The sequence below is a fragment of the Mycobacterium sp. genome, from assembly GCF_032159565.1.
Classification (GTDB): Bacteria; Actinomycetota; Actinomycetes; order Mycobacteriales; family Mycobacteriaceae; genus Mycobacterium.
The window spans coordinates 39,749-65,535 of the sequence record NZ_JAVHWR010000108.1 but is presented as its reverse complement, the minus strand read 5'-3'; the positions used below and the strand labels follow the sequence as shown (position 1 = coordinate 65,535).

General features: G+C 66.4%; 23 protein-coding genes. 15 read left to right on the top strand and 8 right to left on the bottom strand.

Annotated elements, in window-relative coordinates:
* Positions 1–118 precede the first annotated feature (118 nt).
* The 3 genes from QOC76_RS13565 (at position 119) to QOC76_RS13555 (ending at position 4,057) form a co-directional block, all read left to right on the top strand.
* Positions 119–2,698 carry a bifunctional FO biosynthesis protein CofGH gene (locus tag QOC76_RS13565; protein WP_526357352.1) on the top strand — a complete coding sequence of 860 codons (2,580 nt, stop codon included), beginning with the start codon at positions 119–121 and terminating at the stop codon, positions 2,696–2,698.
* Between the two features lie 273 nt (positions 2,699–2,971).
* On the top strand, positions 2,972–3,433 hold the full coding sequence (locus tag QOC76_RS13560; protein WP_526357351.1) for a DUF2231 domain-containing protein: 462 nt from the start codon (positions 2,972–2,974) through the stop codon (positions 3,431–3,433).
* A 72-nt stretch (positions 3,434–3,505) separates the two neighbouring features.
* Entirely contained in the window at positions 3,506–4,057 is a 552-nt protein-coding gene (locus QOC76_RS13555; RefSeq protein ID WP_526357350.1) for a YceI family protein, read from the top strand.
* A gap of 93 nt (positions 4,058–4,150) precedes the next feature.
* Here QOC76_RS13555 and QOC76_RS13550 read toward each other — a convergent pair whose 3' ends face one another.
* Both QOC76_RS13550 and QOC76_RS13545 read right to left on the bottom strand, forming a co-directional pair.
* Positions 4,151–6,193: a 2,4-dienoyl-CoA reductase FMN-binding domain-containing protein gene (locus QOC76_RS13550; RefSeq protein WP_526357349.1), complete on the bottom strand. Its 2,043-nt coding sequence runs from the start codon at positions 6,191–6,193 to the stop codon at positions 4,151–4,153.
* Positions 6,190–6,747, bottom strand: coding sequence for a PadR family transcriptional regulator (locus QOC76_RS13545; protein WP_526357348.1), 558 nt, complete (start codon positions 6,745–6,747; stop codon positions 6,190–6,192). The genes QOC76_RS13550 and QOC76_RS13545 overlap by 4 nt, the downstream gene beginning before the upstream one ends.
* A 264-nt stretch (positions 6,748–7,011) precedes the next feature.
* On the opposite strand from QOC76_RS13545, the gene fdxA reads away from it, so the two are divergent.
* Together fdxA and dapC are read left to right on the top strand one after the other, a co-directional pair.
* A complete protein-coding gene (gene fdxA, locus QOC76_RS13540) occupies positions 7,012–7,335 on the top strand; it encodes a ferredoxin (protein WP_526357347.1) in 324 nt (107 codons plus the stop codon).
* Positions 7,336–7,393: 58 nt separating this feature from the next.
* A complete protein-coding gene (gene dapC / locus QOC76_RS13535; protein WP_526357363.1) occupies positions 7,394–8,482 on the top strand; it encodes a succinyldiaminopimelate transaminase in 1,089 nt (362 codons plus the stop codon).
* A gap of 126 nt (positions 8,483–8,608) precedes the next feature.
* Here dapC and QOC76_RS13530 read toward each other — a convergent pair whose 3' ends face one another.
* Entirely contained in the window at positions 8,609–8,830 is a 222-nt protein-coding gene (locus tag QOC76_RS13530) for a hypothetical protein (protein ID WP_526357346.1), read from the bottom strand.
* A gap of 357 nt (positions 8,831–9,187) precedes the next feature.
* Between QOC76_RS13530 and QOC76_RS13525 the strand changes: the two genes are divergently transcribed.
* Positions 9,188–10,963 (top strand): acyl-CoA dehydrogenase family protein, encoded by a 1,776-nt coding sequence (locus tag QOC76_RS13525; RefSeq protein ID WP_526357345.1) that lies wholly within the window; start codon positions 9,188–9,190, stop codon positions 10,961–10,963.
* A gap of 68 nt (positions 10,964–11,031) precedes the next feature.
* On the opposite strand, the gene QOC76_RS13520 is transcribed toward QOC76_RS13525, so the two are convergent.
* A complete protein-coding gene (locus QOC76_RS13520) occupies positions 11,032–12,630 on the bottom strand; it encodes a PucR family transcriptional regulator (protein WP_526357344.1) in 1,599 nt (532 codons plus the stop codon).
* Between the two features lie 94 nt (positions 12,631–12,724).
* Here QOC76_RS13520 and pruA point away from each other — a divergent pair, with 94 nt between their 5' ends.
* The 3 genes from pruA to QOC76_RS13505 all read left to right on the top strand — a co-directional run bounded on the left by pruA (position 12,725) and on the right by QOC76_RS13505 (position 15,649).
* Positions 12,725–14,353: an L-glutamate gamma-semialdehyde dehydrogenase gene (gene pruA / locus QOC76_RS13515; protein WP_526357343.1), complete on the top strand. Its 1,629-nt coding sequence runs from the start codon at positions 12,725–12,727 to the stop codon at positions 14,351–14,353.
* Positions 14,354–14,355: 2 nt separating this feature from the next.
* Positions 14,356–15,321, top strand: coding sequence for a proline dehydrogenase family protein (locus QOC76_RS13510; RefSeq protein ID WP_526357342.1), 966 nt, complete (start codon positions 14,356–14,358; stop codon positions 15,319–15,321).
* A gap of 64 nt (positions 15,322–15,385) precedes the next feature.
* Positions 15,386–15,649, top strand: a complete 264-nt coding sequence (locus QOC76_RS13505; protein ID WP_526357341.1) for a hypothetical protein — start codon at positions 15,386–15,388, stop codon at positions 15,647–15,649.
* Between the two features lie 4 nt (positions 15,650–15,653).
* Here the strand turns inward: QOC76_RS13505 and QOC76_RS13500 are convergent, their stop codons facing one another.
* On the bottom strand, positions 15,654–16,139 hold the full coding sequence (locus QOC76_RS13500) for an Rv2253 family sensor-like surface protein (protein ID WP_526357340.1): 486 nt from the start codon (positions 16,137–16,139) through the stop codon (positions 15,654–15,656).
* A gap of 62 nt (positions 16,140–16,201) precedes the next feature.
* Entirely contained in the window at positions 16,202–16,504 is a 303-nt protein-coding gene (locus QOC76_RS13495) for a nuclear transport factor 2 family protein (RefSeq protein WP_526357339.1), read from the bottom strand.
* Between the two features lie 209 nt (positions 16,505–16,713).
* On the opposite strand from QOC76_RS13495, the gene QOC76_RS13490 reads away from it, so the two are divergent.
* A complete protein-coding gene (locus QOC76_RS13490) occupies positions 16,714–17,556 on the top strand; it encodes an SDR family oxidoreductase (protein ID WP_526357338.1) in 843 nt (280 codons plus the stop codon).
* On the opposite strand, the gene QOC76_RS13485 is transcribed toward QOC76_RS13490, so the two are convergent.
* Positions 17,553–18,089, bottom strand: coding sequence for an NUDIX domain-containing protein (locus QOC76_RS13485; RefSeq protein ID WP_526357337.1), 537 nt, complete (start codon positions 18,087–18,089; stop codon positions 17,553–17,555). The two genes, QOC76_RS13490 and QOC76_RS13485, sit on opposite strands and share 4 nt — an antisense overlap.
* A gap of 40 nt (positions 18,090–18,129) precedes the next feature.
* Between QOC76_RS13485 and QOC76_RS13480 the strand changes: the two genes are divergently transcribed.
* From QOC76_RS13480 to QOC76_RS13460, 5 genes are all read left to right on the top strand, one after another.
* Complete coding sequence (locus QOC76_RS13480; protein ID WP_526357336.1) at positions 18,130–19,542, top strand: acyl-CoA synthetase; 1,413 nt, start codon at positions 18,130–18,132, stop codon at positions 19,540–19,542.
* Positions 19,539–19,889, top strand: coding sequence for a VOC family protein (locus QOC76_RS13475; RefSeq protein WP_526357335.1), 351 nt, complete (start codon positions 19,539–19,541; stop codon positions 19,887–19,889). The genes QOC76_RS13480 and QOC76_RS13475 overlap by 4 nt, the downstream gene beginning before the upstream one ends.
* A gap of 132 nt (positions 19,890–20,021) precedes the next feature.
* Positions 20,022–20,945 (top strand): phosphotransferase, encoded by a 924-nt coding sequence (locus QOC76_RS13470; RefSeq protein ID WP_526357334.1) that lies wholly within the window; start codon positions 20,022–20,024, stop codon positions 20,943–20,945.
* Positions 20,945–23,401: an FAD-dependent oxidoreductase gene (locus QOC76_RS13465; protein ID WP_526357333.1), complete on the top strand. Its 2,457-nt coding sequence runs from the start codon at positions 20,945–20,947 to the stop codon at positions 23,399–23,401. The genes QOC76_RS13470 and QOC76_RS13465 overlap by 1 nt, the downstream gene beginning before the upstream one ends.
* Positions 23,402–23,403: 2 nt before the next feature.
* On the top strand, positions 23,404–24,789 hold the full coding sequence (locus QOC76_RS13460) for an L-serine ammonia-lyase (RefSeq protein WP_526357332.1): 1,386 nt from the start codon (positions 23,404–23,406) through the stop codon (positions 24,787–24,789).
* A 12-nt stretch (positions 24,790–24,801) separates the two neighbouring features.
* On the opposite strand, the gene dapD is transcribed toward QOC76_RS13460, so the two are convergent.
* Complete coding sequence (gene dapD / locus QOC76_RS13455) at positions 24,802–25,749, bottom strand: 2,3,4,5-tetrahydropyridine-2,6-dicarboxylate N-succinyltransferase (RefSeq protein ID WP_526357331.1); 948 nt, start codon at positions 25,747–25,749, stop codon at positions 24,802–24,804.
* Between the last annotated feature and the right edge of the window lie 38 nt (positions 25,750–25,787).

Here is a 25,787-nt window from a genome sequence, read left to right as displayed (position 1 = left end):
CGACGGCGGCACGACACGCCGACCGATACGCGGACTACTGTGGCCGGTATGCGAGGGGCCGATGTTTCAGAATGTGAGACGTGCGGATGATTGTCGTCATACGTGGGGTTACACGGGAGTGGCTCTGAACCCCCAGCCCGGCGCCCCTCTGCCCAACCCGGTGGCCCCGCCAAAACCGAGCGCGCCCAGCCCCAACGCGTTGCGGCGTGTGTTGCGGCGCGCCCGCGACGGCGTTGCGCTGAACGTCGACGAGGCGGCCATCGCCATGACTGCCCGCGGCGACGACTTGGCCGATCTTTGTGCGAGCGCCGCACGGATACGCGATGCCGGACTGACGTCGTCGGATCGTCGCGGCCCCACCGGCCGGTTGCCGGTCAGCTATTCGCGCAAAGTGTTCATTCCCGTTACCCACCTGTGCCGGGACACCTGCCACTACTGCACCTTCGTCACCGTCCCGGGCAAGCTGCGCGCTCAAGGCAGCGGCATGTACATGGAGCCCGACGAGATCCTCGACATTGCCCGTCGTGGTGCGGAACTGGGTTGCAAGGAAGCGCTTTTCACTCTCGGTGATCGGCCCGAGGCTCGATGGGACGAGGCCCGGCAGTGGCTCGACGAGCGCGGCTACGATTCGACGCTGGACTATGTGCGCGCGATGGCCATCCGCGTGCTCGAGGAAACGGGCCTTCTGCCGCATCTGAATCCGGGTGTGATGACGTGGTCGGAGCTGTCACGGCTCAAGCCTGTCGCCCCGTCGATGGGGATGATGCTCGAAACCACCTCGCGCCGGCTGTTCGAGACCAAAGGGCTGGCGCACTACGGCAGCCCGGACAAGGATCCCGAGGTCCGGCTGCGGACGCTCGACGACGCCGGGCGGCTGTCGATTCCATTCACCACCGGCCTACTGGTCGGTATCGGCGAGACGTTGACGGAACGCGCCGAGACATTGCACGCGATCCGCAAGTCCCACAAGGCGTTCGGCCATGTGCAGGAAGTGATCGTGCAGAACTTCCGGGCCAAGGATCACACCGCGATGGCCTTGACTCCCGACGCGGGTCTCGACGACTTCGTCGCGACGATCGCCGTCTCCCGGTTGGTGCTCGGGCCCAAGATGCGCATCCAGGCCCCGCCCAACCTGGTATCGCGCGACGAATGCCTCGCCCTGATCGGCGCAGGCGTCGACGACTGGGGTGGCGTCTCGCCGTTGACGCCGGACCACGTCAACCCCGAACGGCCGTGGCCGGCGTTGGATGAGCTGGCCGCCGTCACCGCCGAAGCGGGATACGACCTGGTACAGCGGCTGACCGCCCAGCCGCCCTACGTTCAGGCCGGCGCGGCGTGGATCGACCCCCGAGTCCAGGGTCACGTCGCGGCGTTGGCCGATCCCGACACCGGTTTTGCGTTGGACGTGAACCCTGTTGGGCGGCCGTGGCAAGAGCCCGACGAGGCGTCCGAATCACTCGGCCGGACCGATCTACACTCAGCGATCGACTCCGAGGGCCGGCTGACCACCACCCGCAGCGATTTGGACAGCGCGTTCGGCGACTGGGAATCCATCCGGGAAAAGGTGGGGGAGCTGGCCGCCCGGGCTCCTGAGCGCATCGACACCGACATCGTCGCAGCGCTGCGTTCAGCGGAGCGAGACCCGGCCGGTTGTTCCGACGACGAGTATCTGGCGTTGGCCACCGCAGACGGGCCAGCGCTGGAAGCCGTTGCGTCGCTGGCTGATTCGCTTCGCCGCGACACCGTCGGCGACGACGTAACGTTCGTCGTCAACCGCAACATCAACTTCACCAACATCTGCTACACCGGCTGCCGGTTCTGCGCGTTCGCCCAACGCAAGGGCGACGCCGACGCCTACTCGCTGTCCACCGACGAGGTTGCCGATCGGGCCTGGGAGGCACACGTAGCCGGGGCAACCGAGGTCTGCATGCAGGGCGGCATCGACCCTGAACTGCCGGTCACCGGATACGCCGACCTGGTTCGCGCGGTGAAGAAGCGAGTGCCGTCGATGCATGTGCACGCATTTTCACCGATGGAGATCGCCAACGGTGTCACCAAGAGTGGGTTGTCCATCCGCGAGTGGTTGATCAGCTTGCGCGAGGCAGGTCTCGACACCATCCCCGGTACCGCGGCCGAGATTCTCGACGACGAGGTGCGCTGGGTGCTGACGAAGGGCAAGCTACCCACGTCGATGTGGATCGACGTCGTCACCACCGCGCATGAAGTGGGGCTGCGGTCGAGTTCGACGATGATGTACGGCCACGTCGACACCCCAAAGCACTGGGTCGGACACTTGCGGGTGCTGCGCGACATCCAGGACCGCACCGGCGGCTTCACCGAATTCGTACCGCTGCCGTTCGTGCACCAGTCGTCACCGCTGTATCTGGCGGGCGGGGCGCGGCCGGGGCCGACGCACCGAGACAACCGTGCCGTCCACGCCTTGGCTCGAATTATGCTGCACAGCAGGATCTCTCAAATCCAGACCAGCTGGGTCAAGCTCGGTGTCGAGCGCACGCAGGTGATGCTCAACGGCGGTGCGAACGATCTCGGCGGCACCTTGATGGAGGAGACCATCTCGCGGATGGCCGGCTCGGAGTTCGGCTCGGCCAAATCGGTTGAGGAGCTGACGGCGATCGCCGAAGGTATCGGCAGGCCCGCCCGCCAACGCACCACCACGTACGCACCGCTCGCAGCCTGATCCCGCCGCTCTGCGGTGGGCTCGTCGGACATCTGTTTCATGGCGAGCCATTGGGCTGGGCCGAGTGGCACCTCGAATCCGCGTAATTCCAAACAAATTCGTTAATTTTTCGTGTCGGCAGAACCACAGCGGGACGACGCTCTAGGGTGATCAAGGCGCATCCGTAGAAATCGCTGCGTGCTGAACCGAAATCGGTGCGCGGCAGTGAACCAAGTGACAGTCTCGACACGTATACAAAATCGACTGCCGCCATCTCCGGCCTAGGAGCGTGCTGTGACCATCCTCTTTGGTATGCCTGCCCATGCCTTGCTTGTCCACGCCATCGTGGTGCTCGCACCCCTGGTAGCGGCACTCGAGATTCTCTGTGCCCTATGGCCTGCGGCGCGGAGTCGGCTGGTCTGGCTGAACCTGGCTCTTGCGGTGGCGGTTATGGTGCTGACGCCGCTGACGATACAGGCGGGTGAATGGCTGTTCGACCAGCAGCCCGCGCATTCTGAGATCCTGAAAACGCATCAGGAGCGCGGCGAGTGGATGATCTACCTTGCCGTCGCCCTCTTGGTGGTCGCCATCGTGCAGGCATTCCAGCACCGGAGCGAGTCGCGATCGACTGAGCCGAAGCGGATGCTGGCCGTGATCGCCGCCGTGCTCGCGATCGTGGTCGGCGTTGGGTCGACAATCGGCGTCGTGCTCATTGGTGACGCAGGAGCGCGGTCGGTATGGAGCAGGGGGAAATAAAAGCGGACTGAGGTCCGTTTGTCACTTCGAGGGTGTCGGAGAGGCCGATGCCACCACTCGAGGAGATCCACCATGACCGCAGCCACCGCGACGACCCAGCTCAGTGCAGGCACGTGGGCCGTCGATCCCGTTCACTCATCGATTGCGTTCTCCGTGCGCCACCTTCTGGTGAGCAAGGTGCGAGGCCACTTCAACGTATTCAGCGGCGCTGTCGTGATCGACGAGGATGGCACCCCCTCGGTGACTGCGGAGATCGCCGTCGACTCCGTTGACACTCGCAACGAACAGCGCGACGCTCACTTGAAGTCCGCTGACTACTTCGACGTCGAGACATACCCGACGGCAACCTTTGCCTCGACCGGAGTGCGCGACAGCGGCGAGAAGTATGTGCTCGACGGCGAGTTCACCCTCAAGGGCGTCACCAAGCCGGTCAGTCTCGAGCTCGAGTTCAACGGTGTCAACCCCGGCATGGGCCACGGCGAGGTCGCCGGATTCACGGCGTCGGTCGTGCTGAACCGCAAGGACTTCGGCATCGACATCGACATGCCTCTCGAGACCGGCGGTGCAGTCGTCGGCGACAAGGTCACGATCACGTTGGAGATCGAAGCGCTCAAGCAAGCCTAATTCTGCGCGCTCGATCGCCGCGAGCGTGCGCTGACTGTCGCTAGAATGCGGCGAGTTGCCGTGCAGACACGCACACTCGCGGTGCAGGGGGTACTACAGGCGGGCGGCGAGCTCCGTGCCTTGTTTGATCGCACGCTTGGCATCGAGCTCGGCCGCCAACGCCGCCCCGCCGATGATGTGGGGCTCGATACCGTTGCGGCGCAGGCCATCTTCGATGTCGCGCACCGATTCCTGGCCGGCGCAGATCACCACATTGTCGACCGCCAGCACCTGTCGACGCTCGTGGTCGGGGCCGAAACTGATGTGCAGTCCGTCGTCGTCGATGCGTTCGTAGTTCACGCCCGACAGCTGCGTGACACCCTTCGCCTTCAGCGACGCCCGGTGCACCCAGCCCGACGTCTTCCCGAGCCGCTTGCCTTGTGATCCCTTCGTGCGCTGCAACAGATAGACCTCACGGGCGGCGGGCGCGGGGATCGGAGTCGTCAACGCCCCGCGGGCTTCCTGCGGGTCCGCCACGCCCCACTCCGCCTTCCACTCCTTCAGGTTCAGCGTCGAAGACTGGTCGGTCACCAGGAACTCGCTGACGTCGAATCCGATACCGCCCGCGCCGACGACGGCCACCGTCTTGCCGACCGGCTTGCCCATGATGGCCTCGGCGTAGGACAACACCATCGGATGGTCGATGCCAGGGATGTCGGGCATCCGCGGCGCCACGCCGGTGGCCAGCACCACTTCGTGGTAATCGGCCAGTTCGTCAGTGCCTGCGCGGGTGCGCAGCCGCACCTCCACTCCGTGCTTGTCGAGCATCCGCGCGAAATAGCGAATCGTCTCGCTGAACTCTTCCTTGCCGGGAATTCTTCTGGCCATGTCGAATTGGCCGCCGATCACCTCGCCTGCCTCGAACAGCGTCACGTCGTGACCGCGCTGAGCGGCCGCCACCGCCGTCGCCAACCCGGCCGGCCCCGCACCCACCACCGCGACCCGGCGGCCGCGGCGGGTCGGTGACAGCACCAGATCGCTCTCGCGGCCGGCACGCGGATTGAGCAGACACGAGACCTTCTTGTGCACGAACGCATGGTCCAGACACGCCTGGTTGCAGGAGATGCATGTGTTGATCTCGTTGGCGACATCGTTTTGCGCCTTGGCGACCCAGTTCGGATCGGTCAGAAGCGGCCGGGCCATCGAGATCAACTGCACGTGGGTGTCGGCGAGGATCTGCTCGGCCGCCTTGGGCATGTTGATTCGGTTCGACGCAACCACCGGGATGGCGACGTGCTCCGCCACCGCGCTACTGATGTCGACGAACGCACTGTTCGGTACGGACGTGACGGTGGTGGGCACCCGTGCTTCATGCCACCCGAACCCTGAGTTGATCATCGTCGCACCGGCCAACTCGACTTCGGTTGCCAGCGAGACGATTTCGGCCCAGTTCTGGCCATCCTCCACGTAGTCGGCCATCGACATGCGGTAGCAGATGATGAAGTCCGGTCCGACGGCGGCGCGGGTGTGGCGCACGATCTCGACCGGAAACCGTCTGCGCTTCTCGGCTGAACCACCCCACGCGTCGGTCCGCCTGTTGGTGCGGGGCGCGAGGAACTGATTGACCAGATAGCCCTCGCTGCCCATGATCTCCACACCGTCATAGCCGGCATCGCGAGCCAGTTCCGCGCAGCGCGCGAAGTCGCGAACGGTGCCCTCGACGTTCCGCAGCGCACGCGGTTTGAAGGGGTTGATCGGCGCCTTGATTGCCGACGCGCTCACCGAAAAAGGGTGGTAGGCATAGCGTCCCGCGTGCAGGATCTGCAACAGTATCTTGCCGCCCTGATCATGCACGGCATCGGTGATGCGGCGATGACGACCCGCGTCCGACGACGACACCATCTGCGAGGCGAACGGCAGCAGCCATCCGGTGCGGTTCGGCGCGTACCCGCCGGTGATGATCAGGCCGACTCCGCCGCGGGCCCGTTCGGCGAAATATGCGGCGAGTCGGCCGGTGTCGCCGGCGCGATCCTCGAGGCCGGTGTGCATGGAGCCCATCACCACCCGGTTGCGCAGTGTGGTGAACCCAAGATCCAACGGCGACAACAATGTCGGGTACGGAGTGACATTGGCTCCTCGCGTGCGCGGGTTGGTCAAGGGTTCTCCTTCAAATTCGCCGCCACCTCGTCGAGCCACTCGACGGCACTTTCTTCGGCCCGAATCCCGCCGCGCAGGACCAGGTATTGATGCAGCGCGCTGCCGCTGAGCTCGCCCGGGTCGGGGAACTGATGCTTCTCGAAGCCGCGGTAAGTGTCGAGTAGTTCGGCGCGCTCGGCGCGAAGCGCAACGACCTGGTCGCGCAGCGCGCCGACGTCACCGAACGCGGCCGCGCGGATCTTCACCGCCAGATCACGGGTGCGGTTGTCGGTCACCGAGCTGCCCCGACCGCTCAATGGTTCGGCGATCCAGCGCGCCAGCTCGGCGCGGCCCGCGTCGGCAACGGTGTACACCTTCTTGTCGGGCCTGCCCTGCTGCACGACGGGCGTTGCCTGCAACCAGCGGTCGTCCTCCATCACCCGCAGTGTGCGGTAGATCTGCTGGTGGGTGGCGCTCCAGAAGAAGCCGATCGAGCGGTCGAACCGGCGTGCCAGTTCATAGCCGGAGCCGGACTGCTCGGACAGCGACACCAGGATTGCGTGGGGTAGGGCCACGCGGGCAGCTTAGAAGCGGCGACAGCCATATGCAACATGTTGCAGTGCACCCGTGCGCATAGGGGTGTGGTGTCTAGGCACGTGTATATGCAACGTCTAGTATCAGTAACTACGCGTCCACCCTCCAAGGTGCGCGCAAAAGTTAGGGCATGCTGAGATGAACCCCGTCGTATCCGCATCGGATACTGGAGCGAATTTCGGCACGCCCTAACCACAGGCAGCCCCCATTGATCAGGTTGATCGAGAGGACTCGAGGAGCACTCAGTGACGTACACGATTGCCGAACCCTGCGTCGACATCAAGGACAAGGCGTGTATCGAAGAATGCCCAGTCGACTGCATCTACGAGGGCGCACGCATGCTGTACATCCACCCCGACGAATGCGTGGACTGCGGCGCGTGTGAACCCGTCTGCCCCGTCGAGGCCATCTACTACGAAGACGATGTGCCCGATCAGTGGAACGGATACACCCAGATCAACGCCGACTTCTTCGCCGAACTCGGCTCACCCGGTGGCGCGTCGAAGGTCGGCCAGACCGACAACGACCCGCAGTCGGTCAAGGACCTGCCGCCTCAGGGTGAGGACTGACACCGCGGACGCGCCGAGCGATACGGCTGGCGTAACACCCGACGGCGTTCGCCGCGGCATCTCTGCGGGGCTGCCCGTATTCCCTTGGGACACCCTCGCCGACGCGATGGCCATGGCGCGCTCGCACACCGACGGCATCGTCGACCTGTCCGTCGGCACGCCGGTCGATCCGGTCGCGCCGCTGATCCGGGACGCGTTGGCAGCGGCAAGCCCCGCTCCGGGTTACCCGGCCACAGCAGGCACCCCCGCACTGCGCGCGTCGGCGGTCACGGCGTTGAACCGCCGCTACGGCGTCACCGACCTCGCCGAGGACGCCGTGCTGCCCGCCATCGGGACCAAGGAACTCATTGCGTGGCTGCCGACGCTGCTCGGCCTGGGGCCAGAGGATGTCGTCGCGGTGCCCGAATTGGCCTATCCGACTTATGAAGTCGGCGCCCGACTGGCGGGCGCGCAGGTGCTACTCGCCGATTCACTGACCCAGCTCGGTCCGCTGTCGCCTGCCCTGATCTATCTCAACTCGCCGAGCAATCCCACGGGAGCTGTCCTGGGCGCCGACCACCTGCGCAAGGTCGTCGGGTGGGCGCGCGAGCGCGGCGTGGCCGTTGCGTCCGACGAGTGCTACCTAGGTCTCGGCTGGGAGGCCGAGCCCGTGTCGCTGCTGCATCCCTCGGTCTGCGACGGTGACCACACCGGCCTGCTGTCCATTCACTCCCTGTCCAAGACGTCCTCGCTGGCCGGCTACCGCGCCGGCTTCGTCGCGGGCGACCGCGCACTGATCGCCGAACTGCTTGCGGTGCGCAAGCACGCAGGGATGATGATGCCGACGCCCGTGCAGGCCGCGATGGTCGCCGCGCTCGACGATGACGCGCACGAACGCGAGCAGCGTGAGCGATACCAGCGCCGCCGCGATGCGCTCCTGCCTGCAGTGCGATCAGCAGGCCTTGACGTCGACCACTCGGAGGCCGGGTTGTACATCTGGGCCACGCGAGGCGAGCCGTGTCGCGACACCGTCAGATGGCTTGCGCAGCGTGGGATTCTCGTCGCACCCGGCGAGTTCTACGGGCCACGCGGTTCGCAGCACGTGCGAATCGCCCTCACCGCCACCGACGAACGGATCGCCGCCGCCGTCGAACGACTGACTGCCTGACGGGTATTGGCTCATCGGCTCGGAGCCGGTGTGGACCACCGCGGCGGGCGTCTGCGGCGCTACGTTCGAAGCATGCCGCCTATCGGGCCATCGCCAAATGGCCCTCGGCGCGGCGGTTGACGCCGGCTATTGGAGATGGCGCCAGGTCTTGCCGGCCACCGCGTTGTAGATGGACACATTCGACACGCCGAATTTCTCGGCAAGTTGCCGCAAAGTGGCGCCGTCGGCATAAAGCAAGCGTAATTCCCTGACGTTGGCGCTCGTGAGCTTTGCGTTGCGATGCTTTTCGCCTTCAGACCGCTCACCGCCGGCGAGGGGCGTGCCGGCCCGCTGTCGGTAGTAATGCATTCCGCAAAGTCCCCGCGCTCTGTATTTACGGTCGCATCCGCCTACGGTACAGAACTCGGGCAGCCCCTTTGGCCTCCCCATACGACTAAATATTACGAGGAGTATGGGGGTGTTTAGCAAGGGCTATCCCGCAATTCTTCGAAATTAAGAGCAACGACCCCGTTTGGTTGCTTAACGCAAATAAAGATTCAATCTGGCCGCATTAATCTGGACAATATTTTCGCGCCACCGCTGTCAATACAAACCGCGGCTAGTACACGGCCGATAACGCACGCATTTCCGCTCCGCCACCGAGTCGATGACGACTGCGGGCTGCCGGTGCTTCACCCCACGCCGAACGTGCAATACCGTCGCGTCATGAGCGATTACAGCGTCGAGGCCGTCGACCGGCTGCCCTTCACGACGCCGGAGAAGTCCGCGCGCTACCGCACCGAGGACTACCGGGGAGCGGCCGGCCTCAATTGGTACGCCACCGACCCCACGCTGCAGGCCACCATGGCTTACTACTTGAAGCCGGACGAACTCGCGGTCGCCGAGCCGCATCTGACGCGCATCGGTGAATTGATGGCCGGCCCGGTCACCCGGTGGGCCGAGGAGACCGACCGCAACCCGCCAAGGCTCGAGCGCTACGACCGGTGGGGTCACGACGTCAGCCGCGTCGTCATGCCGACCTCATTCAACGAGTCGCGCCGTGCGGTGCTGGATGCCCAGAAGGCGCTGCGCGACGACGCCCGCGGCGCAGGGGTGAGCTCGTCGCTGCCGCTGTTCGCGTCCAACTATCTGCTCAACCAGGCCGACATCGGTATGGGGTGCGCGCTTGGCACCGGCGGCGGCATGGTGAAGGCGTTGGTCGCGGCGTACGCACCACAGGACGTGCGCGACCACGTGTTGGCCAAATTCGAATCCGGTGAGTGGGAGGGCCAAACCGCTCAGCTGCTCACCGAGCGAACCGGCGGCTCAGACCTGGGCGCGTTGGAGACGACGGCCACCCGTCGCGGCGATGCGTGGCTGCTCAACGGATTCAAGTGGTTCGCATCTAACTGCAACGGGGAGGCTTTTGTCGTCCTTGCCAAGCCAGAAGGAGCGCCCGACACCAGCCGCGGCGTGGCTAGCTTTCTCGTGCTGCGGACACGCCGCGACGGCTCGCACAACGGCGTGCGGGTGCGCCGACTCAAGGACAAGCTCGGCACCCGCTCGGTCGCGTCGGGCGAGATCGAGTTCGCCGACGCCGAAGCGTTCCTGCTCTCCGGTGAGGCCAGCGAGGATGCGGGCCCGTCCGACGGCAAGGGCCTGGGCCGGATGATGGAGTTGACGAACGCGGCGCGGCTCGGCATCGCGCTGTTCGCGCTCGGCAATGCACGACGCGCGCTGGTCGAGTCACTGTGTTACGCGCAGCGGCGACAGGCGTTCGGCGACGCGCTGATCGACAAGCCGTTGATGCGGCGCAAGCTGGCCGAGATGATCGTCGACGTCGAAGCCGCGCAGGCGCTCGTCTTCGACGGCACCGGCGCCGCCAACCATCGACAACCCAGGCAGGTCCGTCAGCGCATCGCCGTGCCCGTCACCAAGCTGAAGGTCTGCCGGCTCGGAATCACGATGGCATCCGACGCAATCGAAATCCACGGCGGCAACGGCTATATCGAGACCTGGCCGGTCGCACGGCTGCTGCGTGACGCGCAGGTGAACACCATCTGGGAGGGCCCCGACAACATCCTCTGCCTCGACGTCCGGCGTGGTATCGAGCGGGCGCAGGCTCACGAACCGCTGCTGCAGCGCCTGCACGACGCGGTGTCGGTGTCCGACGCCGACGACGCCACCGCCCTGGTTGCCCGCCGCGTCGAAGACCTCGATGCGGCGATCATCGCGTGGAGCAAGCTCGACGGCGCCGTCGCCGAAGCCAGGCTGTTTCCTCTCGCGCAATTCATGGGCGATGTCTACGCCGGTGCGCTTCTGATCGAGCAGGCAGCCTGGGAACGAGCCGAAAACGGAACTGACCGAAAGGCACTTGTGGCCCGGCTGTATGCGCAGCGGCAGTTGGCCGACCGGGGCCCGCTGCGCGGGCTCGACGCCGACGGTGACGAGGCCATCGAACGATTCGATGAGCTGATGGCCGGGGCGCTCGCGGTGACGTAATACGCGCGAGCAGACGCAAAATCGCACAATTTCGCGGCGCTTATGCGATTTTGCGTCTGCTCGCCGAACTAGGGTGAGCGCTCGGTTGCCCGCAGACCGAGGGCGAGCACGAGCCGGTCGTCGGGGTCGTCCAACGACGTCGACAGCAGCTTCTCGATACGACGGATCCTGTAGCGCACCGTATTCGGATGTACATGCAGCCGCTGCGCCACCTCGGCGATGTCGCCGAACCCGTCCAGATAGGCGGCCAGCGTGTCGGCGAGCATCGGGTCCCGCTCACGCAGATCGAGGACGCGCGGATCGACGAGCCGCTGCCTGCCGGCCACATGCGCGACGATCTCGTCGAGCAGCACCGTGGTGTGCGCCTCGCCCAATGACGTCACCTGACCGATCGCGCCGGGGTGTCGGTCGGCGCTGTCGAACACCCGATCAATCTCAGTGCGGGCCTGGGCCGCACCGGCCAACCCGGCCAGCGGCGCGGCGATCACCGCCCGCATCGTGAGGCCCAGCTCGCGGCGCAGTGCGGCGACCATACCCCGCACCCACGACGTCAGCGACGACGTCGCACCGATCTTCGGCAGTAGCACATATACGCGCTCACCCGTCGACGCCAACTGGGCGTCGGCGCGAAAAGCGCTCGCGCTCAAAGCGATCACGTTGGACGGCGCCGCGGTTCCTTCGCCGCGGAAGCCGACGAGGGCGGCGCGGCCGTCGGCGTCGATGCCGAGCTCACGGGCGATCGCTGCGACGTCGGCGGACTCCTCGCCGAGCCCGAGCCCGAGGAGGTCCTGCACCAGCACCGTGTGCGTCGACGGCGCCGACGCCAGCCGCGACATGATGCGGGCCGCCAGCACGGCTCCGCCGCGCAACACTTCTTCCACATCGTCGGCCAGCGGCGCTGAACCCTGCTGCAACCAGATCGTTCCCGCGAAGCGGGGCGGCCGGCGAACGTCCGTGGCCGGAAGGTGAATGGCAACGGCGAGCCGCGGGCGGAGGCCTAGTTCGGGGCGTTCGGCGACGCGAACCACGTCGCTGCTGGCCTGCAAGGCGTCGAAAATGCCCCACTGACCGATCCATTCCAGGTGTTCGGGCGGACCGGCGCGCCCGAGAATGGTCAGCCGGCGCAGGTCGTCGGCCTCCTCGTTGGACGCCGAGTAGGCCAGCACGTGCGACTGGTCGTCCTCGATGCTGATCATCCCGTGGGTGCGCTCGGCCATGGACTGCGCCAGCCCGAAGAGGTCGGTGCCGGAGTCGTGCAGCGGGTCGCCGCGGTCGCCGTGGTGCTCGAACGCGTGGTTCACCAATTTGTAGAGCAGTTCCCACCGGGCGCGCGGTTCGACGGCGACCACCGCGGTGCCCAGCGCCACGGCCTGTTTCACCGCGGCGGGCGACGGCTCCTTGACGAAGATGGCCGCGGGAACCTTGCCGGTGCCCTGGAACTGCTGCGCGATCCAGCCGACCGCCTCCGCGTCGGAAACTCCGAGCAGGAAGAACAGATCCGCGGCACCTGCTCCGACGGCCAAGCCCAGCCGGATGTCGTCCACGTCGACGAGTGCCACCGACCCCACCGGCATGTCGAGCCCGCGAGGCGCCTCGACCAGCGTCACCATCGTGCGGTCCAGCGTGAGCAGCAGCTGGCCGAGCGACAGTCCCTCCCGATCCGCCATCGAACGCTCCTTTGTCCGATCCGACTATAAGCCGCCAGCGGCATTGTCGGATCGACCATCGGCTGGAAAGGGGGCGAAAGGGCATCCTTACTGCATGGATGCCGTCACCGAGGTACCGACACCGGTCAACGAGCCGGTTCACGACTACGCACCGAGCAGTCCCGAACGCGCGCGACTCGTCACCGCGCTCGCCGAACTGGCCGACGACCCGATCGACCTGCCGCACGTCATCGGCGGCATGCACCGGATGGGCGGCGGTGAACGCATCGAGGTGGTGCAACCGCATCGCCACTCCGCCAAGCTGGGCACCCTCACCAACGCCCAACACTCCGACGCGACCGCCGCCATCGACGCGGCCATGGCAGCCAAGGAGGGTTGGGCGAACACCCCGTTCGACGAGCGCGCCGCCGTCTTTCTGCGCGCCGCCGACCTGCTGGCCGGACCCTGGCGCGCAAAGCTTTGTGCGGCAACGATGCTCGGCCAGTCGAAGTCGGCCTATCAGGCTGAGATCGACGCGGCCTGCGAGCTGATCGACTTCTGGCGGTTCAACGTCGGCTTCGCCCGCGAGATCATGGCCGAACAGCCGATCAACACCCGCGGCGTGTGGAACCGCACCGACTACCGGCCGCTCGAGGGCTTCGTCTACGCCATCACCCCGTTCAACTTCACCGCGATCGCGGGCAACCTGCCGAGCGCGGCCGCGTTGATGGGCAACACCGTGGTGTGGAAGCCGTCGCCGACGCAGACCTTCGCCGCCTACCTGACCATGCAGCTCCTGGAGGCCGCAGGCCTTCCGCCGGGCGTGATAAACCTGCTCGCAGGCGACGGGATCGCGGTTTCCGATGTGGCGCTTGCCGATCCGCGGCTGGCGGGCATCCACTTCACCGGCTCCACCGCGACGTTCCAGCACCTGTGGCGGGAGGTCGGCACCAACATCGACCGCTATCACACCTACCCGCGACTGGTCGGCGAGACCGGCGGAAAGGATTTTGTGCTGGCTCATCCGTCGGCGCGGCCCGACGTGTTGCGCACCGCCTTGATTCGCGGGGCGTTCGACTATCAGGGGCAGAAGTGCTCGGCGGCCTCGAGGGCGTTCGTTCCGCGTTCGGTGTGGCAGACGATGGGCGACGAGTTCCTCGGCGCGACCGAGGCGCTGCGCTACGGTGACGTCACCGACCTCAGCAATTTCGGCGGCGCGCTCATCGACGACCGCGCGTTCGCCAAGAACGTCAACGCCATCGAGCGCGCGAAGGGCGCCGCCGGGGTCACGGTCGCCGCAGGCGGCGAATACGACGACAGCGAAGGCTACTTCGTTCGGCCCACCGTGCTGTTGTCCGACGACCCGGGCGACGAGTCGTTCGCCACGGAATACTTCGGGCCGATCCTGTCGGTGTACGTCTATCCCGACTCGGACTACGAGCAGATGCTCGACGTGGTCGACAGCGGCGCGAAATACGCGCTCACCGGGGCGGTGATCGCCGACGATCGCACCGCCGTGCTGCAGGCAGAGAATCGCCTGCGGTTCGCCGCGGGCAACTTCTACGTCAACGACAAGCCGACGGGCGCCGTCGTCGGGCAGCAGCCGTTCGGCGGCTCCCGGGCTTCGGGCACCAACGACAAGGCCGGTTCTGCGCTGAACCTGCTGCGCTGGACGTCGGCGCGGTCCATCAAGGAATCGTTCGTTCCGGCAACCGATCACAACTACCCGCACATGGAGGGCTGACGATGGGGGTCTTCCACCGGGTCGCGCGCCCGGCGATTCTTGCGGCCAGCCGGTCGGACGGGCTGCGGCGCACCGCCGAGCGGTTGCCGGTCACAAGGGATGTCGTGCACCGTTTCGTGCCCGGCGAGACGGTCGCAGACGTACTGAAATCTATTGCACACCTGCGGGATAGCGGGCGCATGGTCAGCATCGACCATCTGGGCGAGGACACCACGGATGTCGGCGACGCCGAGAAGACGGTGCAGGCCTACCTGGAACTGCTCGATGCCCTCGGAACGCGCGACGAAACACGAAGTGCCGCTGTGCGGCCGCTCGAGGTGTCGCTGAAACTCTCGGCGCTCGGTCAGGCCTTGCCACGAGACGGCGAGAAGATCGCCCAGGAGAATGCCCACGTCATCTGCGAAGGGGCGCAGCGCGTCGGCGCATGGGTGACGGTCGACGCCGAAGACCACACCACCACCGACTCGACGTTGTCCATCGTGCGGGACCTTCGTGCCGACTTCCCGTGGCTCGGCATCGTTTTGCAGGCCTACCTGAAGCGCACTGTCGGCGATTGCAAGGAGTTCGCCGCCTCCGGCGCGCGGATCCGACTGTGCAAGGGCGCCTACGACGAACCGGCTGCGGTCGCCTACCGCGAGCCCGAGGAGGTCACCGACTCCTACCTGCGCTGCTTGCGGGTGCTGATGGCGGGGTCGGGCTACCCGATGGTGGCCTCGCACGACCCGGAGATCATTGACGCCGTGCCCGCGATGGCCGGCGAAAACAACCGCAGTGTGGACGGTTTCGAGTACCAGATGCTCTACGGGATCCGCGATGCCGAACAGCGACGGCTGGCGGATGCGGGCAACCACGTCCGGATCTATGTGCCGTTCGGCACGCAGTGGTACGGCTATTTCGTCCGCCGGATCGCCGAGCGGCCCGCGAACCTGACGTTCTTCCTGCGCGCCCTGGCCGAGCGGCGGCACTGACCGATCTCGGTGCCGGTCGGTGTAACCCGCGGCCCTATCTCTAGTCGTGAAGACATTTGCGATTATGATTGGCGCGGCCGGTGTTCTGGCGACCGCCATGCTGAGCCCAATGGGGGTGGCCGCGGCCGCTCCAACAGGCCCCGGGTCGGCAAGCGACGTCGTGCAGACCCTGACGGCGCAGGGTTACAACGTCATGATCAACGGCACCGTCGAGGGCCTACTGTCGGAATGTAGCGTCACCGGCGTCCACAATCCCGACACGTCGGGCCGCGCAGTCGGTTTCACGACCGTTTACGTGGATGTGGACTGCCCGCACTCCAACAACTGACGGGTCAACGCGCGGGAAACGCCGCGACGTCCATGATGACGGAGCCGTCGCAGGGGCCGCCGTAGATGTCGGTCCGCCAGCTGCCCCGCAGCGTTCCATCGGACTGCGGCGTGTAGTAGGCGACGGACTTCGCCGGGTTCCATACCTTCGGAACGCCTTCGCCCATATAGCAATCCCACCGCCACTCATAGATGTGCACCCAGGTGGAGCCGTTCCACGTATACCGAGGAGGCAGTGGGAGAGTCGGATTGGCCGGCTTGGGCCCGTCGACCACAGTGGAGACGCACTCGCGCGAGCAGTCGGTGACAAAGGTGTAGACGTCGCCGAAGTCCGGTTCGTGTTGGCGGGCAGCCAGGCTGGTGCCCGTCTTCTCGCCGGCGTAGCGCAGCAGCGAGTACCTGCCGTTCCACACCTGGCCCGCGGCACCGGCGACCGGCACGACACACACGCCGGCTCCGACAAGCGCGGCGGCGAACAGTGCGACGCTCACCCCGCGTAGCGCAGCCCTCACGAAGGCCAAAGCGTAGTCTCCCGCGCGGGCAATTCCGCGGATTACGAGGCCGTGTCAGGCAACGGAAACGAATGATGTTCGTGCACAACGCTCCAGCGGTCGTCGGCCTTGCGCAGCCCGATGGTGATCCGCAAGCGGTTATCGGGGTTCGCCTCGAAATCCGACGCTGTGCCGCAGCGCAACAGCGCGTAGGCGAACGCCACATCAGCGCCCGCGACGACGTCGAGTTGAAGAAGGTCGGACTGCGCACCGTGGCGAATCCAGTCGAAGAACGGCGGCCACGACTTCCGGTACTCGTCGATGCCGCGCACGCCGCTGTACGGCGGTGTCACGTCGAACGTCACGATGTTCGGATCATGATCGGCCAGAACGCCCTCCAGGTCCTGCTGCCCAATGCCTCTACCCAGCGGGTGATCAGGCCGCGGATCACCGATTCGTCACTCATGATGCCCGACCTGGTATTCGCCGCTGAGATTACCTTGGGTGATGGACATGTCGATAGAGACCGCCTCCGGCGGCCTGACTCATGGCGGCGTTTCACGAGGAGGCGGATATGGCAGCCGGCCAGGCACGGGTATGGCTCATCACCGGCGCAAGTTCGGGGTTCGGGCGTGCGATCGCCGAAGCGGCGCTAGCGGCCGGTGACATCGTGGTGGCCGCGGCGCGCAGGCCAGAGGCGGTCGCCGACCTCGTCGAGTCAGCGCCCGAGCGGGTCACCGCCCTGCAGCTCGACGTCACCGACCAGGACCGCATCACGGCTGCTGTCGGCGAGGTGCTCGACCGTCATGGTCAGGTCGACATTCTGGTGAACAACGCGGGTCGCGGCGCGATCGGCGCCGCCGAAGAGACCACCGACGCCGAGCTTCGCGACTTGATGAACCTGCACTTCTTCGGCCCTGCGGCGCTGACGCGTGCGGTGCTGCCGCGGATGCGTGAGCAGGGCTCCGGCGCGATCGTTCAGATTTCCAGCATGGGTGGGCGATTCTCGTTCCCGGGCGTCGGCGCGTATTCGGCGACGAAGTTCGCCCTCGAAGGTTGGTCGGAGGCACTCGCCAAAGAGGTCGACCGGTTCGGCATAAGGGTGCTCATCGTCGAGCCGCGCGCATTCCGCACATCGTTCAATGGAGCGGGGGCGCTGTTGGTTTCCGAGCCGATTGCCGCCTACGACGAACAGATCCAGCCGTTGCGCACGGATATGCCGCAGGGCGACGGTAAGCAGCCGGGCGACCCCGCGAAGGCCGCCGCCGCCATTCTGGCGGCCATTGATTCCGACGACCCTCCGCTACGGCTTGCCCTCGGCGCCGATGCCGTCGACGGAATCTCCGGCGTCCTGGAGCAGGCGAAGGCCGAATTGGCGGCGTGGGAGCGCGTCGGACGAGCCACGGGTATCTCCTAACGCTCGCTCAACAAAAACAGTGTCCATGCCGCCAGCGACTGAGCATCGGTGATTTCGCCGTCTCGCATCATCCGCTCGACGTCGGAGCGGGCGAACCACTCGCTGTGCATGTCCTGCTCGGTGTGCTCGCGCTCGTGGTCGCCCTCGGTGATGCCGGTGGCGACGAACACCCTGCCGCGCTGGCTGCTCATGCCCGCCGCCACGTCGAGCAGCCCGATCGGGACCATCGATTCGGCGCGCAGCCCTGTCTCCTCGCGCAATTCTCGGTGCGCGAGCTCCCTCGGGTCGAGATCGGCCCGCCCGGGCGCGGTGCCCTGCGGGAACTCCCAGCGGCGCAGTCCGAGCGGATACCGGAACTGCTCGACGAGCCGTAACCGGTCGCCGTCGTAGGCGATGATCAGCGCGTACCACGGCTTGTCGACGACGCCGTAGATGCCGTCCGAGCCGTCGGGCCTGCGCACCTGGTCCTCGCGTACCGTCATCCAGTCGTTGCGGTACATCTCGCGAGACGCGATGCGCCGTATCTCATCCACGCGCCAAGTATGCCGAGCGCCAGCGGGTAGCCTCTCTGACGTGCTGCTGGCTTCGTTGAACCCCGCGGCCGTCGCGGGCGGCGCCGACCTCGGCGACGCGGTGCGCATCGACGGTGCCGTGCTGAGCCGCAGCGATCTCGTCGGCGCCGCAACGTCGGTGGCCGAGCGCGTCGGCGGCGCGCAGCGGGTCGCGGTACTCGCCAGGCCGACGGCCACCACCGTGCTGGCCGTCACCGGCTGCCTGATCGCCGGTGTGCCGGTGGTACCCGTGCCCGCGGACGTCGGCGCGGCCGAACGACGGCACATCCTCACCGACTCCGGTGCGCAGCTGTGGCTGGGTGAGCAGCCGGAGGAACCGGAGGGGCTGCCGCAGATCCCGGTGCGGTTGCATGCGCGGTCGTGGCACCGCTATCCCGAGCCGCCGCCGGAGGCCACCGCGCTGATCATGTACACCTCGGGCACCACGGGGCCGCCCAAGGGCGTAGTGATGAGTCGCCGGGCCATCGCCGCAGACATCGACGCGCTGGCCGAGGCATGGCAGTGGACGTCCGACGACACACTGGTGCACGGACTTCCTCTGTTTCACATTCATGGCCTCGTGCTCGGCCTGCTCGGGTCGCTGCGGATCGGGAACCGCTTCGTGCACACCGGAAAACCGAAGCCGACGCTGTACGCCGAAGCGCAGGGCTCGCTGTACTTCGGGGTGCCGACGGTGTGGTCGCGGGTCGTCGACGACCTCGACGTAGCACGGGCGCTGTCCTCGGCCCGGTTGCTGGTGTCGGGCAGCGCGGCTCTGCCGGTGCCGGTGTTCGACCGGCTCGCCGAACTCACCGGCCACCCGCCGGTCGAGCGCTACGGCGCCAGCGAAACTCTGATCACCATCAGCACCCGCGCCGCCGGCGAGCGTCGACCCGGTTGGGTGGGTCTGCCGCTGACCGGTGTGCAGGCCCGGCTCGTGGACGACGACGGCGCGCCGTCGCCGCATGACGGCGAAACCGTTGGGAGCCTTCAGATTCAGACCCCGACGATCTTCGACGGGTATCTCAACCGGGCCGACGCCACCGCGGAAGCCTTCGATGCCGACGGTTGGTACCGCACCGGCGACGCGGCGGTCATCGACGGTGACGGCATGCACCGCATCGTCGGCCGCGAATCGGTGGACCTGATCAAGACCGGTGGCTTCCGGGTCGGCGCGGGAGAGATCGAGACGGTGCTGCTCGCTCATCCGGGTGTGAGCGAGGCGGCGGTCATCGGAGTGCCCGACGACGACCTTGGCCAGCGCATCGTCGCGTTCGTCGTCGGGGATGCCGAGCCGCGTGCGCTGATCGACTATGTCGCAGAGGAGCTTTCGGTGCACAAGCGGCCGCGGCAGGTTCGTGTCGTCGACAGCCTGCCACGCAACGCGATGGGCAAGGTGCTCAAGAAGGAGTTGGCGGGGGAAGCCGATAAATGACGCTGAGGTTCGACGAGATCTGCATCGACGCCCATGACGCCACCGCCCTCGGCGCGTGGTGGGCCGGGCTGCTGGGCTGGCCGCAGGACATCGACGACGATGGCGACGTGCGGCTTCACCCGCCGCCAGGCGGAGGCCCGGACTGGATCTTCATCGCGGTGCCCGACGAGAAGGTCGCCAAGAACCGCATTCACCTGGACTTCCGGCCCGACGATCAGCAGGCGGAGGTCGACCGCGCGATCGGAATGGGCGCGCGGCACGTTGACATCGGCCAGGGCGAACAGTCATGGGTGGTGCTGGCGGATCCCGAGGGCAACGAGTTCTGCATCCTGGCGCCCGGCGACTGACACTTTTGCCCCGCGCGAGGGTGCGCTCTTGTACGCGACACGCCGCCAAGTGGCGTGCAAACACGGGCGCTCGCGCGGCGACGGCGTGGCGATATCAAGGTACGTGAGCTGGGGGCGGCCTAGAGTGAGTCGGTGTCGCCACCGCTCACCGACGACGAGCTCAACGAGCTGTTCGAGGACATCCCCATCCTGGCCGGCCGGTCGCGGCAGCTGGAGGAATTGTCCGGCGGCCTGACCAACCGCAACGTCAAGATCACCACCCCGGACGGCGCGTACGTGGCCCGCTGCTGCGATATGGGCAGCAACTTACTTGGCATAGACCGTGATCGCGAGCACCACAACACCGTGGCAGCCGCGCAGGCCGGCGTGGGTGCGCAGGTGATCGACTATCGGCCGGACCTCGGGATCCTGCTGCTGAGCTACCTCGAGGGGCAGACCATGTCCAACGACGACTTTCAGAAGCCGGAAACGTTGCGCAAGGCCGCCGCCGCAGTCCGCGCTCTGCACTCGGGCCCGCGTTTCCAGGGGCGCTTCGACATGTTCGAGAGGCAACCGACCTATCTGAAAACCGTTATGGACAATGGGTTCCGGATTCCTGACGGCTACCTCGACCATGCGGAGACCTTCGCTGAAATTGCGCGTGTGCTGAGGGCGACCGATCAGACCACCGTCCCATGCAACAACGACCTGCTCGCAGGGAACTTCATCGACGACGGCGACAGGATGTGGCTGATCGACTACGAGTACTCCGGCAACAACGATCCGTGTTTCGAACTGGGAAACACCTGGGCCGAGGTCGGCATGTCCGCCGACCAACTCGACGAGTTCGTCACCGCGTACTACGGACGTCGGTTGCGCCGCAAGACCGCGCGTGCCCATCTGCAGGGCATCGTCGGCAAATACGGATGGACGCTGTGGGGCTGCATACAGAACGGCTCCAGCACAATCGATTTCGACTTCTGGGAATGGGCGATGGAACGATATGAGGGCGCGGTAGCCGAGTTCCACGGACCGAACCTGGCCCGCCTGCTCAACGATGTGCAGGCGGTCGACTGATGGCCACCGAGCTTCCCGATCGCGCACGGGTCGTCATCGTCGGCGGTGGTGTCATCGGCACCAGCGTCGCCTACCACCTCACCAAGTTCGGTCTCACCGATGTGCTGTTGATCGAGCAGGGCCAACTATCAAGCGGCACAACCTGGCATGCCGCCGGGCTGGTCGGACAGCTGCGGGCATCGGAGAGTGCGACGCGACTCGTGCAGTACTCCACCGAGCTCTATGCCGAAATCGAGGGCGAGACCGGTCTGTCCGCCGGCTACAAGCAGTGCGGCGGAGTGACGGTCGCCCGAAGCGAGGATCGGATGATCCAGCTGCGCCGCACCGCAGCCAACGCTGCGGCGTTCGACATGGAGTGCGAACTGCTCAGCCCGCAGCAGGCACTCGAGCACTATCCCGTGATGAGGGTCGACGATCTGGTCGGCGCCATCTGGCTACCGGCCGACGGTAAGGCGAATCCGACCGATCTGACATTCGCGCTCGCCAAGGGAGCGCGGATGCGGGGCACCCGCGTCGTCGAAAAGACCAGAGTCACTGACGTTCTCAACAGCGACGGCTCGGTCACCGGCGTGCGTACCGACAGGGGCGACGTCGAGGCCGAGATCGTCGTCAACTGCGCAGGCCAGTGGGCCAAGCAGGTCGGCGCGATGGCGGGCGTCAACGTGCCGCTGCATTCGGCCGAGCACTTCTACGTGGTCTCCGAACACATCGACGGTGTGCACCCCGACCTGCCGATCCTGCGCGACCCCGACGGCTACACCTATTTCAAGGAGGAGGTCGGCGGGCTTGTCATCGGCGGCTTCGAGCCGGAAGCCAAGCCGTGGGTATCCCCCGACGACATTCCGTACCCGTTCGAATTCCAGCTGCTGAACGAGGATTGGGATCACTTCGAGATCCTGATGGACAACGCGATGCTGCGTATTCCTGCCCTCGACGTCACCGGCATCAAGAAGTTCTACAACGGCCCGGAAAGCTTCACACCCGACAACCAATTCATCCTCGGCGAGGCCCCCGAACTCGACAACTTCTTCGTCGGCGCGGGGTTCAACTCGGTCGGTATCGCCACCGCGGGCGGCGCGGGCCGCGCGCTCGCGGAGTGGATCGTCAACGGCGCTCCCACCAGCGATCTCACCGGCGTCGACATCCGCCGCTTCGCGCCCTTCAACGGCAACAACCGCTGGCTGCACGACCGGGTCGCCGAAGTGCTTGGCCTGCACTACGAAATCCCCTGGCCCAACAGGGAGATGAAGACAGCCCGGCCGTTTCGGCGGTCGCCCGTGCATCACCTGCTGGAGGCGGCCAACGCCAACTTCGGCAGCCGCAACGGTTGGGAACGCGCCAACTTCTTCGCCCCCGCCGGAACCGATTCGACGATCGAATACACCTGGGGCAAGCCGAACTGGCTGACGTGGTCGGCGGTCGAACAGTCCAACACCCGAACCGCTGTCACGGTGTTCGATCAGACCTCGTTCTCCAAATATCTGATGGTCGGGCCCGACGCCGAGTCGGCGCTTCAGTGGTTGTGCACTGCAGACGTAAGCGGCGAAGCAGGTAAGGCCGTCTACTCCGGAATGCTCAACGAGCGCGGCACCTACGAGTCCGACCTCACCGTCACCCGCATCGGCGCCGACGAATACTTCATCGTCAGTAGCGCCGCCACCACCGAGCGCGACAAGGACCACATCCGCAGGAATCTCCCTGCGGGGGTCCGCGCGTCGCTCGTCGATGTCACCTCGGCGTACGCCGTATTCGGTGTGATGGGTCCACTTTCGCGCGGCCTCCTGTCCACCTTGACGTCCGCCGACCTGTCCGATGAGGCGTTTCCGTTCGGCACCAGCCGGCAGATCTCGCTGGGATATGCGACGGTGCGGGCGACACGGATCACCTACGTCGGCGAATTGGGCTGGGAACTCTACGTTCCCGCCGAATTCGCGGTCGGCGTATATGAGGATCTGATGGCCGCAGGCGAGCACTTCGGCGTCGGCCGCGGCGGCTACTACACCATCGAATCGATGCGGCTGGAGAAGGGGTACCGCGCGTTCGGCCGCGAACTGACGCCGAGCGAGAACCCCGTCGAGGCCGGATTGCTGTTCGCATGCAAGCTCAAGACCGACATCGAATTCCTGGGCCGGGCGGCCGTCGAGAAGGCCAAGGCCGAAGGCCCGCGCCGCAAACTCGTCGGTTTCAGCGTCGACACACCCGAAGCCATGCTGTGGGGCGGCGAACTGGTGTTGCGCGACGGCGGCGTCGCCGGCCAGGTCACCTCGGCGGCGTGGGGTGAGACGGTCGGCGGCTGCGTGGGACTGGCGTATGTTCGCGCGCCCGACAACTCCGTCATCGACGCCGACTGGGTGAAGGCGGGCAAGTACCAGGTCAACGTCGGTGGTCAGCTCTACCCCATATCGGTGTCGCTGCGGGCGATCTATGATCCAACCAGCACCAAGATTCGACCCTGACCATGGCCCTCAGCGTCTTCGATCTGTTCAAGATCGGCATCGGACCGTCGAGTTCACACACCGTCGGCCCGATGATCGCCGCGGACCGGTTCTCCCGCGGACTGGCGCAGGACGGGACGATCATCTCGACGCGGCGGGTCACCGTCGAACTGTTCGGCTCGCTCGGCGCCACCGGCAAGGGCCACGGCAGCGTCCCCGCCGTCGCCCTCGGCCTGATGGGGGAGCGGCCGGACGCCGTGGATCCCGAGCGGACACCTGAGCGGATCGCCACCATCACGACTTCCGGTCGGCTGTCACTGCTCGGCGAGCATCCGATCGCTTTCAGTCTCGCCGACGACATCATCCTGTATCGCAACAAGCAGGCTCGTTTTCACTCCAACGCCATGGTGTTTCGCGCCTTCGATGACACCGGTGAGGTACTGACGAAGCGGACGTTCTACTCCATCGGTGGCGGCTTCGTTCTCGACGACACCCAGGTCTCCGACGCCGACGAGCCCGTCGTGGTCGCCGACCAGACGCCGGTGCCTTACCCGTTCCGCACCGGCGACGAGCTGCTCGCCCATTCCGCGGCGACAGGGCTGCGCGTCAGCGACATCGTCATGGCGAACGAAATGGCATGGCACACCGAGGATCATGTTCGCAGTGAGTTGCTACGCATCTGGTCGGTGATGCAGGACTGCATCCAGGCGGGCATCAACGCCTCCGGTGTGCTGCCGGGTGGACTGAAGGTGCGCCGTCGAGCGCCGCAGCTGGCGGCAAAGCTCTCGGCCGCAACGGATTCAAGCGACGACCCGCTGATCGCTATGGATCGCGTCAACCTGTACGCCATCGCGGTGAACGAGGAGAACGCGGCAGGCGGGCGCGTCGTCACCGCGCCGACCAACGGCGCAGCGGGGATCATCCCGGCCGTGCTGCAGTATTTCCACGACTTCGTCCGGGGAGCCGACGACGACTGCACCGTGCGGTTCCTGCTCGTCGCCGCGGGTATCGGCAGCATCATCAAGGAGAACGCGTCCATCAGCGGTGCCGAAGTGGGCTGCCAGGGCGAGGTCGGCTCGGCGTGCTCGATGGCCGCGGCCGGGCTCACCGAACTGCTGGGCGGATCACCGTGGCAGGTGGAGAACGCCGCCGAGATCGGCATCGAACACAACCTCGGCCTGACCTGCGATCCGGTCGGCGGTCTCGTCCAGATCCCGTGTATCGAACGCAATGCCGTTGGCGCGGTCAAGGCCATCAACGCCGCGCGGATCGCGCTCAGCGGCGACGGGACCCATCAGGTGTCACTGGACAAGGCCGTCAAGACCATGCGCGAAACCGGCGCCGACATGAAGGACAAGTACAAGGAGACGGCGCGCGGCGGCCTCGCGCTCAACGTCGTCGAATGCTGAGCCACGTGCCGATCAGTTGGCGTGCAACGCCTCGTTGAGCGTGATGCCCGTGCCGTCGCGCTTGACGACCTCGACCGCGCCGCTGAGCGAATTGCGCCGGAACAGAAGGTTGTTCGCGCCCGACAGCTCGCGCGCCTTGACCGTCTGGCCGTCGGCCGTCTGCACCTTCGTGCCCGCCGTGACGTACAAGCCTGCCTCGACGACGCAGTCGTCGCCCAGTGAGATGCCCACACCGGAGTTGGCCCCCAGCAGGCATCGCTTGCCCACCGCGATCACCTCGGTACCGCCGCCGGACAGCGTGCCCATGATGGAAGCGCCGCCGCCGACGTCGGAGCCGTCGTCGACCACCACACCTGCCGAGATCCGGCCCTCCACCATCGAGGTGCCCAACGTGCCCGCATTGAAATTCACGAACCCCTCGTGCATCACCGTCGTGCCCGCGGCCAGGTGCGCACCAAGCCGCACCCGGTCCGCGTCGGCGATGCGAACCCCTGTTGGCGCGACGTAGTCCACCATCCGTGGGAACTTGTCGATCCCGTACACCGCGACGGCGCCGCGCCGCCGCAACCGGGCACGGGTGATCTCGAAACCGTCGACCGCGCACGGCCCGTAATTGGTCCACACCACGTTCGCCAGGACGCCGAAGATGCCGTCGACGCTGGCGCCGTGCGGCTGGATCAGCCGATGGGATAGCAGGTGCAGCCGCAGGTAGGCGTCGTAGGTGTCGGCGGGCTTGTCGTCCAGCGACCCGATCACCGTGCGCACCACGACGACCTCCACGTCACGGTCCTCGTCGCGGCCGGCCAACTCGGCCAGCTCGGGCGGAACCTCCGCCACCGACAGCCGCACGGTGCCCGACGGGCCGTCGCCGGCCAGCTCGGGAGCCGGGAACCACGCGTCGAGGACGGTCCCGTCGGCGGCGATGGTCGCCACGCCGACGCCAGAAGCTGCAGTTGTCATATTGCTCCCCGCGTGCGCATCACGCTGGTCGAGGCTAC